Annotated in this window: 15 protein-coding genes; 12 read left to right on the forward strand and 3 right to left on the reverse strand. The window is 61.0% G+C overall.

All coding sequences use genetic code 11. From position 1 onward, the window contains the following. The first annotated feature begins 98 nt into the window (after positions 1–98). The 7 genes from AC0IYN_RS17920 to AC0IYN_RS17950 all read left to right on the forward strand — a co-directional run bounded on the left by AC0IYN_RS17920 (position 99) and on the right by AC0IYN_RS17950 (position 6,789). Positions 99–1,067 carry a GTP 3',8-cyclase MoaA gene (locus AC0IYN_RS17920; protein WP_078049846.1) on the forward strand — a complete coding sequence of 323 codons (969 nt, stop codon included), beginning with the start codon at positions 99–101 and terminating at the stop codon, positions 1,065–1,067. A 201-nt stretch (positions 1,068–1,268) separates the two neighbouring features. After that, positions 1,269–1,874: a DUF4823 domain-containing protein gene (locus AC0IYN_RS17925; protein WP_099493648.1), complete on the forward strand. Its 606-nt coding sequence runs from the start codon at positions 1,269–1,271 to the stop codon at positions 1,872–1,874. 16 nt (positions 1,875–1,890) lie between these two features. Further along, positions 1,891–2,451, forward strand: a complete 561-nt coding sequence (locus AC0IYN_RS17930) for a DUF1285 domain-containing protein (RefSeq protein ID WP_078049844.1) — start codon at positions 1,891–1,893, stop codon at positions 2,449–2,451. A 70-nt stretch (positions 2,452–2,521) separates the two neighbouring features. Then, entirely contained in the window at positions 2,522–3,235 is a 714-nt protein-coding gene (locus tag AC0IYN_RS17935) for a GntR family transcriptional regulator (RefSeq protein ID WP_100492307.1), read from the forward strand. Next, the gene (locus tag AC0IYN_RS17940) at positions 3,232–4,233 is read left to right on the forward strand and encodes an ADP-ribosylglycohydrolase family protein (RefSeq protein WP_471842390.1); all 1,002 of its coding nucleotides are present in this window, start codon (positions 3,232–3,234) and stop codon (positions 4,231–4,233) included. The genes AC0IYN_RS17935 and AC0IYN_RS17940 overlap by 4 nt, the downstream gene beginning before the upstream one ends. A 179-nt stretch (positions 4,234–4,412) precedes the next feature. Further along, a complete protein-coding gene (locus AC0IYN_RS17945; RefSeq protein WP_025854160.1) occupies positions 4,413–5,879 on the forward strand; it encodes a purine-cytosine permease family protein in 1,467 nt (488 codons plus the stop codon). Continuing rightward, positions 5,872–6,789 (forward strand): PfkB family carbohydrate kinase, encoded by a 918-nt coding sequence (locus tag AC0IYN_RS17950; RefSeq protein ID WP_471842391.1) that lies wholly within the window; start codon positions 5,872–5,874, stop codon positions 6,787–6,789. Before AC0IYN_RS17945 ends, AC0IYN_RS17950 begins: the two co-directional genes overlap by 8 nt. 157 nt (positions 6,790–6,946) lie before the next feature. Here the strand turns inward: AC0IYN_RS17950 and AC0IYN_RS17955 are convergent, their stop codons facing one another. From AC0IYN_RS17955 to AC0IYN_RS17965, 3 genes are read right to left on the reverse strand one after another with little or no spacing between them, the layout of a single operon-like run. Next, positions 6,947–7,213: a hypothetical protein gene (locus tag AC0IYN_RS17955; protein ID WP_471842392.1), complete on the reverse strand. Its 267-nt coding sequence runs from the start codon at positions 7,211–7,213 to the stop codon at positions 6,947–6,949. A gap of 51 nt (positions 7,214–7,264) precedes the next feature. Next, positions 7,265–7,597 carry a hypothetical protein gene (locus tag AC0IYN_RS17960; RefSeq protein WP_095017287.1) on the reverse strand — a complete coding sequence of 111 codons (333 nt, stop codon included), beginning with the start codon at positions 7,595–7,597 and terminating at the stop codon, positions 7,265–7,267. Between the two features lie 34 nt (positions 7,598–7,631). Beyond that, complete coding sequence (locus tag AC0IYN_RS17965; RefSeq protein WP_368945027.1) at positions 7,632–8,879, reverse strand: MFS transporter; 1,248 nt, start codon at positions 8,877–8,879, stop codon at positions 7,632–7,634. 195 nt (positions 8,880–9,074) lie between these two features. Between AC0IYN_RS17965 and AC0IYN_RS17970 the strand changes: the two genes are divergently transcribed. From AC0IYN_RS17970 to araH, 5 genes are all read left to right on the forward strand, one after another. Next, positions 9,075–9,554: a GNAT family N-acetyltransferase gene (locus AC0IYN_RS17970; RefSeq protein ID WP_034099874.1), complete on the forward strand. Its 480-nt coding sequence runs from the start codon at positions 9,075–9,077 to the stop codon at positions 9,552–9,554. A 172-nt stretch (positions 9,555–9,726) separates the two neighbouring features. Next, positions 9,727–10,548, forward strand: a complete 822-nt coding sequence (locus AC0IYN_RS17975) for an SDR family oxidoreductase (RefSeq protein WP_471842393.1) — start codon at positions 9,727–9,729, stop codon at positions 10,546–10,548. Positions 10,549–10,580: 32 nt separating this feature from the next. Beyond that, the gene (locus AC0IYN_RS17980; protein WP_457267615.1) at positions 10,581–11,561 is read left to right on the forward strand and encodes a substrate-binding domain-containing protein; all 981 of its coding nucleotides are present in this window, start codon (positions 10,581–10,583) and stop codon (positions 11,559–11,561) included. Beyond that, positions 11,558–13,057: an L-arabinose ABC transporter ATP-binding protein AraG gene (gene araG, locus AC0IYN_RS17985; RefSeq protein ID WP_457240069.1), complete on the forward strand. Its 1,500-nt coding sequence runs from the start codon at positions 11,558–11,560 to the stop codon at positions 13,055–13,057. The genes AC0IYN_RS17980 and araG overlap by 4 nt, the downstream gene beginning before the upstream one ends. Before the next feature lie 17 nt (positions 13,058–13,074). Next, the gene (gene araH / locus AC0IYN_RS17990) at positions 13,075–14,040 is read left to right on the forward strand and encodes an L-arabinose ABC transporter permease AraH (protein WP_028617559.1); all 966 of its coding nucleotides are present in this window, start codon (positions 13,075–13,077) and stop codon (positions 14,038–14,040) included. Positions 14,041–14,147: the final 107 nt, after the last annotated feature.

Raw genomic sequence — 14,147 nt, forward strand, 5'->3', positions numbered from 1 at the left:
CAGTACCCCAGGAATATACTCAGGCATGGACCCTTGCTAAAAGCTGATTTTTCAGTCAGCTTTTAGCGCGCCCGAACCATCCTCTGCCGGAGTGATCCATGATCGTTGATCGTCAAGGTAGGCGTTTTCGCAATTTGCGGATCAGCCTGACCTCAGCCTGCAATTATGCGTGTACCTACTGCGTGCCCAACGGCAAGCGGCTGGTGGCTGCCCAGGACGAACTCTCGGCCGAGGCCATGGCCCGTGGCGTGGCGTACCTGATTGAGGCCGCGGGCATCGACCGCCTGCGTATCACTGGCGGTGAGCCGCTGGTCAGCCCCAAGTTGGAAGCGTTCATGGGCGCCGTGGGTGGCATGGGCCTCACTGATATCAGCCTGACTACCAACGGCCAGTTACTGGCGCGCAAGCTGCCATTGCTGGTGGAAGCCGGGATAAAGCGCATCAACGTCTCCCTCGACACCCTGGATGCGGACGCTTTTCGCAGCATCGCCCGTGGTGGCGACCTGGCCACCGTGCTCGATGGCATGGACCAGGCCCGCGCTGCCGGAATCAAGATCAAGGTCAATATGGTGCCGTTGCGCGGCCAGAACCTTGACCAGGTCATGCCACTGCTCGACTACTGCCTGGAGCGTGGCTACGAGTTGCGCTTCATCGAGTTGATGCGCATGGGGCACCTGGCCAAGGATTCCAACGCGTTCCTGCAGCAATTTGTCAGCCTGCAACAACTGCTGGGCCTGATCGGCGAGCAGTATGAATACCTGCAAGCCAATGCCCCCGTGGACGCCACGGCCGTGCGCTACGAAGTGCCGGGCAAGGGTTACTTTGGGGTGATCGCCAACGAAAGCGTGCCGTTCTGCCGTACCTGTTCGCGGTTGCGGTTGTCGTCCACGGGCTGGCTGCATGGCTGCCTGTCGTCGAGTAACCGTCACTACATCGGCGACTTGCTCGACAAGCCGCGCCATCAAGCGTTGCCCGCGCTGCAAGGCCTGTTGATGAAGGCCTTGGGCGATAAGCAGGAAGTGGCCTTCTCTGGCGGCGCCACCATCATGAAGATCATCGGCGGCTGACCACACCCCTTGTGGATGTTGGCCTTGTAGGTGCTGACTCGCCAGCGATAGCGCCCTGTCAGTCACGTATGCGATGGCTGATGCGCCGCGATCGCCGGCAAGCCGGCTCCCACAGTTGTTCAGCATTCCAGATGAATGGCCTGGATTCTGCATCTCACGCCCATTCGCCGGTTTTCCGTCACCGGCTTCTGGAGGATTAGGATGCGTAGTCTGGTTTTGTTGCTGGCGTCGTTGACGCTGAGTGGTTGCATGACCGTCAGCGATATGGCCGAAGGCACCCGTTATCAGATGAGTGATGCCGGCTTGCTGGACCACAGCGATACTCGCCGTACCGCCTCGATTCGCGTGCAGCCGGACTCCTTTATCTTTATTGCCCAGGGCGCCTTCGTGCCACCGGGTAGCGCGTATCCGCGACCAAACGTGGTGGCCGAAGAAGCGTTCAACGGCTTTGTCGAATATTTCCCCATGGTGCGCCGTGCCCGTCAGCCAGAAGGCCTGGAACAGGCGATGGCCGAAGCCCGTGCGGCGGGCGCTCACTACTTGCTGTACTGCCGTTTTGCCAAGGCGGATGACCGCATTGGCAACGCCGATGAATGGGCCGATCAGGAAGCCCTCGACCGCGTCGGTCTGGACAGCGGCGTCATCCAGATCATGTTGATCGAGACCAGCACCCAGTATTTGATTGATACTGCACGTATTCGCAGTCGTGGCGGTTTACTGACGTTCCACGACAACAAGCCAGAAGATTTGATTGCCCGCCCGCTGGCACAGTACGCCCGTGGCCTGTTAGGGATGAGTAATCAATAAGAACCAGGAGAGCACCATGACCGATTCTGCCAAGGCCAACGACCTGTTGGCCCAACTGCCCAAAGGCAAGGGACCGGCACCGGTGCACCTGTGGAACCCGGACTTCTGCGGCCACATCGACATGCGCATCGCCCGCGACGGCACCTGGTTTTACCAGGGCACGCCGATCGGGCGTAAGCCGATGGTGAAGCTGTTCTCCAACATCATCCGCCGCGACGGCGATGATTATTTTTTGGTCACCCCCGTGGAAAAGGTCGGTATCACCGTCGATGATGCGCCGTTTGTCGCGGTAACCCTCGAAGTCGAAGGGCAGGGTGAAGACCAAGTGCTGCGTTTTACCACCAATGTTGACGACCAGATCGAAGCCGGCCTGGAACACCCGTTGCGGGTGGTGATCGACCCCGTCACACAGGAACCTGCGCCGTATCTGCGGGTTCGCACCAACCTCGAAGCCCTGGTGCATCGCAACGCGTTCTACCAATTGGTGGAGCTGGCGGTAAGCCGTCCGATCAACGGTCAGAACTGGCTCGGCGTCTGGAGCGGTGGGGAGTTTTTCCGCATTGGCCTGGAGCCCTGAGGCCGGTTTTTTCAATTCGCTGAAATAATTCGCTTGCTGCAAATGGGCGCTTTCGGTTATCAATTTGTACATGATTAGACATGTTCGATTTGATAAGAAAAAACGCGTCGTCGACGAGCTCATCCGCCGTATCGAGGGTGGGGTGATGGCTGACGGTTTCCTGCTGCCGGGCGAGCACCAATTGGCCGAAGAGTTCGCGGTCAGCCGCGGCACCCTGCGCGAAGCCCTCGCCGAACTCAAGCGACGCAACTACATCGCGACCCAGAGCGGCGTCGGCTCCATCGTCACCTTTGACGGCATGGTACTCGACCAGCGCAGTGGTTGGGCCCAGGCCCTGGCCGACACAGGCGCGCGGGTGAATACCGACATCCTGCGTCTGGAAGCCGTTACCCGCCCGGACCTGTTCAGCCGATTCGGCAGTGACCAATTCATCGCCCTCGACCGTCGCCGTCGCACCACCGATGGCACCGCCGTGTCGTTGGAGCGTTCGCTTATGCCAGCCTCCGGAGGCCTGGAGAGCCTGCCAGACGTGGGCCTGATCGATAACTCCCTGACCATCACCCTGGCCGCCTACGGTTATGTCGGCGCCGAAGGGGACCAATGGATCGGCGCCGAACCCCTCAGCGATGAAGATGCCGAATTGCTCGGTCGCCCCGCAGGCACGGTGTTCCTCAAGGCGTCGCGTACCACCTATGACCGTCGCGAGCGATTCATGGAGTACGTCGAAAGCTTGCTCGACCCACTGCACTTTCGCCTGCACCTCCAGTTTGGAAACTCGAAATGACCCCGCACAACCGCGCCCTCGGCGCCTTCTACGGCCTGGCCTTGGGCGATGCCCTGGGCATGCCGACCCAATCCCTGAGTCGCGAACAAGTCCGCGCGCGTTTCGGTGCCATCATCGGCCTGGAAGATGCCGACGCCCACCAGCCCATCGCGCCGAACATGCCCGCCGGCTCCATCACCGATGACACCGAGCAGGCCATCCTGGTCGGCGAATTGCTGGTGGAAGGCCAAGGCAAAATCGAGCCTACCGTGCTGGCCCAGCGCCTGATCGATTGGGAGGCAGTGATGCGCGCCAAGGGCTCGCAGGATCTGCTGGGGCCGTCTACCAAGCGTGCGATCGACATGATCCTTGCCGGTCACACGCCGGAAGAGTCCGGCCGCTACGGCACCACCAATGGCGCAGCAATGCGCATCACCCCGGTGGGGATTGCCGCCGATGTCAGCGACCCGGCGCAGTTTATCCAGGCGGTGATCCAGGCATGCCAGGTCACCCATAACACCTCCCTGGGTATTTCCAGTGCGGCGGCGGTGGCAGCGGTGGTATCGGCTGGCATCAACGGCGTGGACCTGGGCGAAGCGCTGAATATCGGCACCCAGGTTGCTCAGCAGGCCGAAGGCCATGGTCACTGGATTGCCGGCGGGCGCATTTCCACGCGCATCAGCTGGGCGCGGACCTTGAGTGTCGGCAGTGGCGACAAGGCTCTGTTCGCCGACCTGCTGTACGAATTGATCGGCACCTCCGTCGCTTCCCAGGAATCGGTGGTGGTGTCGTTTGCCCTGGCCCAGCAAGTGGCGGTGGGCGAGATGAACGCCTTCGAAGCGCTATGCCTGGCAGCCAGCCTTGGCGGTGACACAGACACGATTGCCGCCATTCTCGGCGCCATGCTCGGTGCGTGCCTGGGCCTGCAGTGCTGGCCTGACGCGATGATCGAACAGGTCAAAGCGGTCAATGGCCTGGAGTTGCAGCCGCTGGTTCAAGGGTTGCTCAAATTGCGCTGAACCTTGTAGGAGTCGGCTTGCCGGCGATGGCGATTGGTCAGTTGGCGATGCAATGGCTGGAGCACCGCAATCGCCGGCAAGCCAGCTCCTACAGAGTTCGCGTCGAGTCAGGATGACCGGTTGACGCTTTGATTCTCTGCCACAACCACAACAATACAGGCACTTGGAGCACCCCCCTCATGAGCACGACTTCTTCCGGCCAAAGTGCCGGGCAATTGGAAACACGCGGCATCGAACCGGTTCCGGAAGGCGAGTGCAACGGTCACCCGCTGCAACTGTTCTGGGTGTGGTTCGCGGCGAATATCAGCATTCTTGGCTTGCCGCTGGGTGCGACCCTGGTCGCGTTCCGAGGCCTGGCAATCTGGCAGGCGATCATCGTCGCCATTCTCGGCGCTGCGGGCTCTTTTGCGGTGGTGGGCATCATCTCCATCGCCGGCCGTCGTGGCCGTGCGCCGAGCCTGACGCTGTCCCGCGCCATCTTCGGTGTGCGCGGCAATATCGGGCCGACGCTGGTGTCATTGATGTCACGCCTGGGTTGGGAGACCGTCAACACCACCACTGCGGCCTTTGTGCTGCTGTCGCTGTGTTCGATTTTGTTCGGGTCGCCGGTCGAAGCGAAAAGCGCGCCGGTACTCACCCTGATCTTCATCGCCATCTTTGTGTTGCTGACCTTGTCGGTGTCAGGCCTGGGCCACGCCACCTTGCTGGTGATCCAGAAGTGGGCCACTTACGTGTTCGGCGCCTTGAACATCCTGGTCGGCGGTTTCCTCTGCGCCACCATCGATTGGAGCGCCGTGTTCAACGCCACGCCGGCACCGCTCAGTGCAATGATCATCGGCATCGGCACCATGGCTGCCGGTACCGGTATCGGTTGGGCCAACGCCGGCGCCGACATGTCGCGCTACCAGCACCGCAGCGTCAAGGCCGTGCGCCTGGTGGCCTCCGCCGCGTTTGGTGCAGGCATTCCGCTGGTGTTGTTGATTACCCTCGGCGGCTTGCTGTCGGTGGGCAACAACGACCTGGCCTCGGCCACTGACCCAATCGTCGCGATCCGCGACATGTTGCCCACCTGGATGGCGGTGCCGTACCTGATCACCGCGTTCGGCGGGCTGCTGCTGTCCAACAACCTGTCGGTGTATTCGGCGGGCCTCACCACCCTGACGCTCGGCTTGAAGGTCAAGCGCGTGCATGCGGTGATCGTCGACATCGTGGCGATCTTCGCCGGCTCGATCTACTTCATGTTGATCGCCGACAGCTTCTATGGCCCGTTCATCACCTTCATTTCGCTGCTGGCGGTGCCGATTACTGCGTGGGTCGGCATCTTTGTGGTCGATTTGATCCACCGTCACTACTACAGTCCCAAGGACCTGCTGGACGTGAGCCCAAGCAGCGCCTACTGGTATCGCGGCGGCGTGGAGTGGCGTGCGTTCGGCGCCTGGGCCGTGGCGATCGTGCTGGGTTTCAGCTTCACCACCATCGGCACCACTGCCGAAAACATCTGGTTCGCCGGGCCTTTGTCCGACTCCTGGCTGGGCCACAACGGCCTGGGCTGGATCGTCACCTTCCTGGTGGCCGGCGGGATTTACGCGGTACTGGGCGGCGCAGCTGATCGTCGTCCGGCTTTAGTCGAGAGCCCTAATGTCTAGATTGCTGCACACCGGCCAGGTCATCGTCGACCTGGTCATGGCCCTCGATACCTTGCCCGCCACCGGCGGCGACGTACTGGCGCAATCGGCCAGCTTTGAAGCTGGCGGCGGCTTCAACGTGATGGCCGCCGCTCGGCGCAACGGGCTGCCAGTGGTCTACCTGGGGCGTCACGGTAACGGGCGTTTTGGCGACCTGGCGCGCGCAGCGATGCAGGCCGAAGGGGTGGAAATGGCCCAGACGGCCAGCACCGAAAAAGACACCGGTTTGTGTGTATCGCTGACCGAGGCTACCACTGAGCGCACCTTCATTTCCCATATCGGCGCTGAAGGTGACTTGAGTGCCGATGACTTGGCGCGAATGGTTCCGCAAGCGGACGATTACGTGTATGTCAGCGGCTACAGCCTTTTATTGGAAGGCAAGGCGCAGGCATTGCTCGATTGGCTACTGGCGCTGCCGCGAGCGATCACCGTGGTGTTCGACCCAGGCCCGCTGGTCAAGGCGCCGGATTCGGCGCTGATGATGGCGTTGTTGCCGCGCATCGATATCTGGACCAGTAACGGCCCGGAAGCCCTGGCATTTACCGGAGCGGGTACGTTGGCGGATGCGCTGATCGATCTCAATCGTCACCTGCCCGTTGATGCCTTGCTAGTGGTGCGGGATGGACCGAATGGTTGCTGGGTGAGCCGCAATGGCCAGGCGGAGCATGTGCCGGGTTTCAAGGTAAAAGCGGTGGACAGCAATGGGGCGGGGGATGCGCATGCAGGGGTGTTTATTGCTGGCCTTGCTAAAGGTTTGAAACCTGCTGAAGCGGCACGCCGTGCGAATGCGGCAGCGGCGTTGGCGGTGACACGCTGGGGACCTGCAACTTCCCCGGGCACTGCCGAAGTCGACACACTCCTCACAGAGTAAACGCAGCAAAACATGTAGGAGCTGGCTTGTCAGCGATGGCGGTTTATCTGCAACCGTTACGGTGACTGATGCGCCGCCATCGCCGGCAAGCCGGCTCCTTCAGTGGGTTTGTGTTCAGCCGGTTTTTTTTGCTTCGATCAGACCAGCCAACAACGTATTACTGGGAGCCGGCACTGTCCAACTTACGCGCCTCATCCACACCGGATGCGGTCAGCTTGATCGGCAGGTTCAACGAATACTCACCGGCGTCGTCGGTGGTCACATGCCCATCCTTGATCAGCCCACGGTCCTGCAGGAACGCCAAGACACTGGCGACCTCTTTTTCGCCGCGGTAGTTATCCAGCACCTCTTTGCCCAAGCCTTGCGGATGAGCGTGCAGCAGGCGGGTGAGGACTTCTTTTTCAAGGTTTCTATCGACGTTCATGCATACCTCTTCACTGGGAAATGATCGGGTGTTCGTGCTGCGCGCGATGAATCAAGGTGCAGGTTGTTTTGGTGCACCTGGGACGTTGGAATCATCGCCCTTGTTGATGTTCGGCTGATTGATCGCCGGGCCCATTTTGCCGTTACCGACGGCAGCAGGCGCTTGACGCTGGGTATCGTTGCCTTGGGTGCGCGGGTCAGCGCCGGGCTCAATGACCGCGCCACCATTGGTATCCATGCCAGTACCCATGGATTTCTGCGACTCGGTGGTGGCGTTAGGCGTTGGATCGGTAGGCCCGGTGGTCGAGCTGGCGGCAAAGGCGCTCAGCGACGCAGCAGACAACAGGCCGGTGAGGGCGAGGGCGGCAAACTTGGAATTTTTCATGAGGGTGTCTCCATATGATTAATGTCCTTACCCTCTATTGGTCCGCCTGGGTTTGTCGTTCGTGCCTTGATGGCGACGAACGGTCTTGGTCGACCTGTAAGATTTTGTGTGTGGACGCGCGTCGCGCGATCAGCCTCGCGACGGTTATCAGCCAGTTGAACAGCGCCACCGCCACCAGGCTCAACAGCAGCGCCGGCAGGCCATAAGCGACGATGATCTGCCCCGCGAGCAGCGGAAAACCGAATACCCCGACGAAGTACGCCAGGCTGAATAACAGCAGCGCCTGGGAGGTCGTGCCGCCGGGTGCTTCATTGGCGACCAGCCCGTTGATCACCGAATAGGTCAGTCCATACCCCACGCCCAGCGTAATGGCGGCCAGCAGATAGCTGAGGGTTCCGGACACCGTAAAACTGAACATCAACACCGACAGCAGCATCAGCCCCGACAGCACACACGCCGCGCGGTACGCATCGCGCTTGACGACAAATCCTGCGATCAGCAAACGGCTGGTGATCGCCGCGCTCAGGAAGCCCGCAAAGAACAGCGAATAGTCCAGCGCGTGCGCCGCCGCATAGCTGGTCTGGAACGAGGACAGCCCGCCAAAAACGCAACCGCCCAGGCCAACCATCAGGATTGCGAACGCCGCTTTGGAGGACAGCACCTGGCGGGTGGCGACCCAGGAGATTTTCGCCACGGGCGCGGTGTCCTGTTGCTTGAGTTGTGCACCAAGGCGCCAAAACAGCAGCACGCCGACCAGGCTGGCAATAGCGGCAATGTAGAAGGCGGTGGTCAACGGCAATCCCAGCGCGCTTGCCGCCCGCCCCAGCAGAGGCCCGGAACCGATCCCGCTCATCATGCTGCCCGACAGCAGCGCGAAATATTTGGCGCGATGCTGCGGCTCCACCAGCAGGGCCACGATGATCGGTCCCAACGTGTAGAACACACCCCACCCAAGCCCAAGGGCCAGGCCAAACAGCATCAGGCCTTCGCCGAAGCCGGGCATCAGTGCAAAGCCCAGGCACGCCACCACCAGCAGCAGGCCCATGCCTGCAATCGCCCGTGCCGCGCCCAATGCATCGGACAAATGCCCGGAGACCAGCACGGCCACAAAGGTGCTCAGCATCGCCGTGGAAATCACACTGCCCGCATCCTGTTCATTGCCGCCGCGTGTGTGAATCAGCAACGACAGCAGGAAGGTCGAGCCGTAAGACAGCGACAGCAGAAAACTGGCAAGACAGAACAGGGCGAACAGCGAGGTGCTCACCGGGGGCTTGGGATGCATGGGGCGGCCTTCAGGTCGTTGGCGTTATGCCGGGCTTTTTACCATGCAGGCCCTGGCTGATTGTTACGTGGTTGCTGGCGCCAGCGTTACCCGTGGACGGAGTAAGGGCCCCCGACGCAGGTGCAGTGAAAATGCACTGCAATCAGTCATCAAAGCGCCTTAGTATGTGAACTTTGAAATTGCCAAGGCTCGCCCATGACCATCGAGATTCGCCCCGCCGTGCCCAGCGATGCTGCGCAGATCCTGACTTTCATCACTGAGCTTGCCGAGTACGAGAAGGCCCGGCATGAAGTGATCGCCAGTGTGGTGGACATCGAGCGCAGCCTGTTCAGCGAGGGCGCCACCGCTCACGGCCTGATCTGCTCGCGCGATGGTGTGCCGATTGGTTTTGCGGTGTTCTTTTTCAGTTATTCCACCTGGCTGGGCAGCAACTGCCTGTACCTCGAAGACCTCTATATCAACCCGGAACAACGCGGTGGCGGGGCGGGCAAGAAACTGTTGCGCCACCTGGCGAAGATCGCCTTCGATAACGGCTGCGGGCGTTTCGAGTGGAGCGTGCTGGACTGGAATGAACCGGCGATTGCGTTCTACAAATCCATCGGCGCCCAGCCGCAGGAAGAGTGGGTGCGCTATCGCATGGAAGGCGATGCACTGCGCGATTTTGCCCTTGGCTAGCCCGCCATTCTGTAAACACTGAAGCTCAAATGTGGCAGGGGAAAAACCCCTGCCATTTTTTTGATTTATGCTCAATATATGGGATGTAAATTTATATATTGAGATATTTCAAATGATGGGTTTATAGTCATCCGCATCAGCACTCACTATCAAAAATAAAACAGGTGAAGCGATGCAGGCACAACCGTTGTCACTCCCCGCCGTGCCCGAGCCAACCTATGGCGAGCGGCTCAGAGGCAAAGTGGTGATCATCACCGGCGCCGCCCAAGGCATCGGCGAGGCGATCGTCGCGTGCTTCCAGGCCCAGCAGGCGCGGCTGGTCATTGCCGATATCCAGGGCGAAAAAGTCGAGCAAGTCGCCGCCCATTGGCGCGAACGCGGCGCCGACATCTACGCGCAACCCATCGACATCACCTCCAAGGCGCAATGGCAGGCGCTGGTAAATGTGGCCATCGAGCGCTTCGGCCGTGTGGACGTGCTGGTCAATTGCGCCGGTGTCAACGTGTTCCGCGACCCGCTGGAGATGACCGACGAAGACTGGCGCCGCTGCTTCGCCATCGACCTCGACGGCGCCTGGTTCGGTTGCCGCACGGTGTTGCCGCACATGATCGAGCAGGGCATTGGCAACATCATCAATATTGCCTCCACCCATTCCAGCCACATCATTCCCGGCTGCTTTCCGTATCCCGTGGCCAAGCACGGCCTGCTCGGCCTTACCCGCGCCCTTGGTATCGAATACGCGCCCAAGGGCATCCGCGTGAATGCCATCGCGCCGGGCTATATCGAAACCCAGCTCAACGTCGACTACTGGAACGGTTTCCCCGACCCCCACGCCGAGCGCCAACGCGCGTTTGACCTGCACCCGCCCAAACGCATCGGCCAGCCGATTGAAGTGGCGATGACGGCACTGTTCCTGGCGACCGACGAGGCGCCCTTTATCAATGCCACCTGCCTGATGATCGATGGCGGGCGGTCTGTGATGTACCACGACTAAGACGTTTTCCAATAACAAGAACGAGGTGGTTCATGCTCAAGAAGACACTCGGCACCCTGGCCCTCGCGGTCGCGTTCAGCGGCGTTGTATCCGCCGAAGAAGTGAAAATCGGCTTCCTGGTCAAGCAGGCCGAAGAACCCTGGTTCCAGACCGAATGGGCCTTCGCCGAAAAAGCCGGCAAGGACCAGGGCTTCACCGTGATCAAGATCGCTGTGCCCGATGGTGAGAAAACCTTGTCGGCCATCGACACACTGGCCGCCAACGGCGCCAAGGGCTTTGTCATCTGCCCGCCGGACGTGTCCCTCGGCCCGGCAATCATGGCCAAGGCCAAGCTCAATAACCTCAAGGTGCTGGCGGTGGACGACCGTTTTGTCGACGCCAAGGGCAAGCCCATGGAAGACGTGCCTTACGTCGGCCTCGACGCCTACAAGATCGGCCAGAAACAAGGCGAAGCCATGGCTGCTGAAGCCAAGCATCGCAACTGGGACTGGAAAGAAACCTACGCCGTCATCAACACCTTCGACGAGCTGGAAACCGGCAAGAAACGCACCGACGGTTCGGTAGAAGGCCTCAAGGCCGCCGGCCTGCCTGCTGACCACATCCTGTTCAGCGCGCAGAAAACCCTCGACGTGCCAGGCAGTATGGACGCCACCAACTCGGCCCTGGTGAAGCTGCCCAGCGGCGCGAAAAACCTGATCATCGGCGGCATGAACGACAGCACCGTACTGGGCGGCGTGCGCGCCACCGAGAGCGCCGGCTTCAAGGCGGCCAATGTGATTGGCGTCGGCATCAATGGCACTGACGCCATCGAAGAACTGAAAAAATCCGACACCGGTTTCTACGGCTCCATGCTGTTGAGCCCTGACGCATCGGGCTACAAAACCGCCAGCGCAATGTTCGAGTGGGTCACCAAAGGCACCGAGCCGGCCAAGTTCACCGCCCTGGACAACGTGACCCTGATCACCCGCGCCAACTTCAAGGAAGAGTTGAGCAAAATCGGGCTGTGGAAATGACCGGCGCGGCCTTGCGCTTCAACGGCATCGGCAAGGAATTTCCCGGTGTGAAAGCCCTGGCGCAGATCAGTTTTGAAGCGCGGCCGCGCGAGGTGCACGCGTTGATGGGCGAGAACGGCGCGGGCAAGTCGACGCTGCTGAAAATCCTTGGCGGCGCCTACCTGCCCAGCAGCGGCTCACTGCAGATCGGCGAGCAGACCATGGACTTCAAATCTGCCGCCGACAGCATCGCCAGTGGCGTCGCGGTGATCCACCAGGAGCTGCACCTGGTGCCGGAAATGACCGTGGCCGAAAACCTGTTCCTTGGGCATTTGCCGACGCGCTTCGGGGTGGTCAACCGCCGCCAGTTGCGCCAGCAGGCACTGGCCTGCCTCAAGGGCCTGGCGGATGAAATCGACCCCGATGAAAAGCTCGGCCGCCTGTCCCTGGGCCAGCGCCAACTGGTGGAAATCGCTAAGGCGCTGTCCCGCGGTGCCCACGTGATTGCGTTCGACGAGCCCACTAGCAGCCTCTCGGCGCGGGAGATTGACCGCTTGATGGCGATCATCACGCGGCTGCGCGATGAGGGCAAAGTGGTGCTCTATGTGTCGCACCGTATGGAGGAGGTGTTCCGCATCTGCAACGCGGTGACGGTGTTCAAGGACGGCCGCTACGTACGCACCTTCGACGACATGAGCGCGCTGACTCACGACCAGTTGGTCACCTGCATGGTCGGTCGCGATATCCAGGACATCTATGACTACCGGCCACGTGAACAGGGCGAGGTCGCGCTCAAGGTCGAGGGTTTGCTCGGTCCAGGGTTGCGTGAACCGGTCAGCCTGAGCGTCCACAAGGGCGAGATTCTTGGCCTGTTCGGGTTGGTTGGGGCAGGGCGCACGGAGCTGTTCCGGCTGCTCAGTGGTTTGACCCGTAGCACCGCAGGTAGCCTTCAGCTCTGCGGCCAGACACTGCAGCTGCAGTCACCCCGCGACGCCATCGCCGCCGGTGTGCTGCTGTGCCCGGAAGACCGCAAGAAGGAAGGCATCATCCCGCTGTCCAGCGTGGCGGAGAACATCAATATCAGTGCCCGTGGTGCCCATTCCACGTTTGGCTGGCTGCTGCGAGACGGTTGGGAAAAGCACAACGCCGACCACCAAATCAAAGCCATGAAGGTCAAGACGCCGAACGCCGAACAGAAAATCATGTACCTGTCGGGCGGCAACCAGCAGAAGGCCATTCTCGGTCGTTGGCTGTCGATGCCGATGAAAGTGCTGCTGTTGGACGAGCCGACCCGTGGCATCGATATCGGCGCCAAGTCGGAGATCTACCAGATCATCCATAACCTGGCGGCCAGTGGCATTGCGGTGATCGTGGTGTCCAGCGACCTGATGGAAGTGATGGGCATCTCCGACCGCATCCTGGTGATGAGCGAAGGCGCCCTGACCGGCGAACTCACCCGCGATCAAGCGGACGAAGCACGGCTGTTGCAACTGGCTCTCCCGCGTTCGCGGGCTTGAAGAATTCGAGGTGAATGATGTCTGAGGTAAAAACTGCAAAGGGCTTCTGGCCGGGTTTCAACCAGCGCAAGTTCCTTGACGATTGGGTGATGCTGCTCGCCGCGTTGAGCATCTTTGTGCTCAGCGCGTTGTTTATCGACAACTTCCTGTCGCCGCTGAACATGCGTGGTCTGGGCCTGGCGATTTCCACCGTGGGCATCGCCGCGTGCACCATGTTGTTCTGCCTGGCGTCGGGGCACTTCGACTTGTCGGTGGGCTCGGTGATTGCCTGTGCCGGTGTGGTCGCGGGCATTGTGATCCGCGACACCGACAGCGTGGTGCTCGGCGTTTCCGCTGCGTTGGCCATGGGCCTGGTGGTGGGGCTGATCAATGGCATTGTCATCGCCAAGCTGCGCATCAACGCCTTGATCGCAACGTTGGCGACCATGCAGATCGTGCGCGGGCTGGCGTACATTTTCTCCAACGGCAAGGCTGTCGGGGTGATGGACGAAGGATTCTTCGTGTTCGGCAACGGCCAACTGATGGGCGTGCCGGTGCCGATCATCATCACTGTGCTGTGCTTTGTGTTCTTCGGCTGGCTGCTCAACTACACCACCTACGGGCGCAACACCATGGCCATCGGTGGTAACCAGGAAGCGGCGTTGCTGGCGGGGGTGAATGTTGATCGCACCAAGATCATCATCTTTGCCGTGCACGGCCTGATCGGCGCCCTGGCCGGGGTGATCCTCGCGTCGCGCATGACCTCGGGCCAGCCGATGATTGGGCAAGGTTTTGAGCTGACGGTGATCTCGGCGTGCGTGCTGGGCGGTGTGTCGTTGAGCGGCGGCATCGGCATGATCCGCCATGTGATTGCCGGGGTGTTGATCCTGGCGATCATCGAGAATGCGATGAACCTGAAGAACATCGACACCTTCTACCAGTATGTGATCCGGGGTTCGATCCTGCTCCTTGCGGTCATCATCGACCGCATGAAGCAACGCTAGGAAGAACATCGCCTAACCCCTGTGGGAGCGGGCTTGCTCGCGAAGGCGGTGGTTCAGTAGGAACATCTTTGACTGACACACCGCCTTCGCGAGCAAGCCCGCTCCCA

It is taken from the genome of Pseudomonas sp. AC112, from assembly GCF_979253545.1.

Coding starts and splice junctions, on each gene's coding strand:
- AC0IYN_RS17920 (WP_078049846.1), top strand. CDS start 99: ATGATCGTTGATCGTCAAGGTAGGCGTTTTCGCAATTTGCGGATCAGC.
- AC0IYN_RS17925 (WP_099493648.1), top strand. CDS start 1,269: ATGCGTAGTCTGGTTTTGTTGCTGGCGTCGTTGACGCTGAGTGGTTGC.
- AC0IYN_RS17930 (WP_078049844.1), top strand. CDS start 1,891: ATGACCGATTCTGCCAAGGCCAACGACCTGTTGGCCCAACTGCCCAAA.
- AC0IYN_RS17935 (WP_100492307.1), top strand. CDS start 2,522: ATGATTAGACATGTTCGATTTGATAAGAAAAAACGCGTCGTCGACGAG.
- AC0IYN_RS17940 (WP_471842390.1), top strand. CDS start 3,232: ATGACCCCGCACAACCGCGCCCTCGGCGCCTTCTACGGCCTGGCCTTG.
- AC0IYN_RS17945 (WP_025854160.1), top strand. CDS start 4,413: ATGAGCACGACTTCTTCCGGCCAAAGTGCCGGGCAATTGGAAACACGC.
- AC0IYN_RS17950 (WP_471842391.1), top strand. CDS start 5,872: ATGTCTAGATTGCTGCACACCGGCCAGGTCATCGTCGACCTGGTCATG.
- AC0IYN_RS17955 (WP_471842392.1), bottom strand. CDS start 7,213: ATGAACGTCGATAGAAACCTTGAAAAAGAAGTCCTCACCCGCCTGCTG.
- AC0IYN_RS17960 (WP_095017287.1), bottom strand. CDS start 7,597: ATGAAAAATTCCAAGTTTGCCGCCCTCGCCCTCACCGGCCTGTTGTCT.
- AC0IYN_RS17965 (WP_368945027.1), bottom strand. CDS start 8,879: ATGCATCCCAAGCCCCCGGTGAGCACCTCGCTGTTCGCCCTGTTCTGT.
- AC0IYN_RS17970 (WP_034099874.1), top strand. CDS start 9,075: ATGACCATCGAGATTCGCCCCGCCGTGCCCAGCGATGCTGCGCAGATC.
- AC0IYN_RS17975 (WP_471842393.1), top strand. CDS start 9,727: ATGCAGGCACAACCGTTGTCACTCCCCGCCGTGCCCGAGCCAACCTAT.
- AC0IYN_RS17980 (WP_457267615.1), top strand. CDS start 10,581: ATGCTCAAGAAGACACTCGGCACCCTGGCCCTCGCGGTCGCGTTCAGC.
- araG (WP_457240069.1), top strand. CDS start 11,558: ATGACCGGCGCGGCCTTGCGCTTCAACGGCATCGGCAAGGAATTTCCC.
- araH (WP_028617559.1), top strand. CDS start 13,075: ATGTCTGAGGTAAAAACTGCAAAGGGCTTCTGGCCGGGTTTCAACCAG.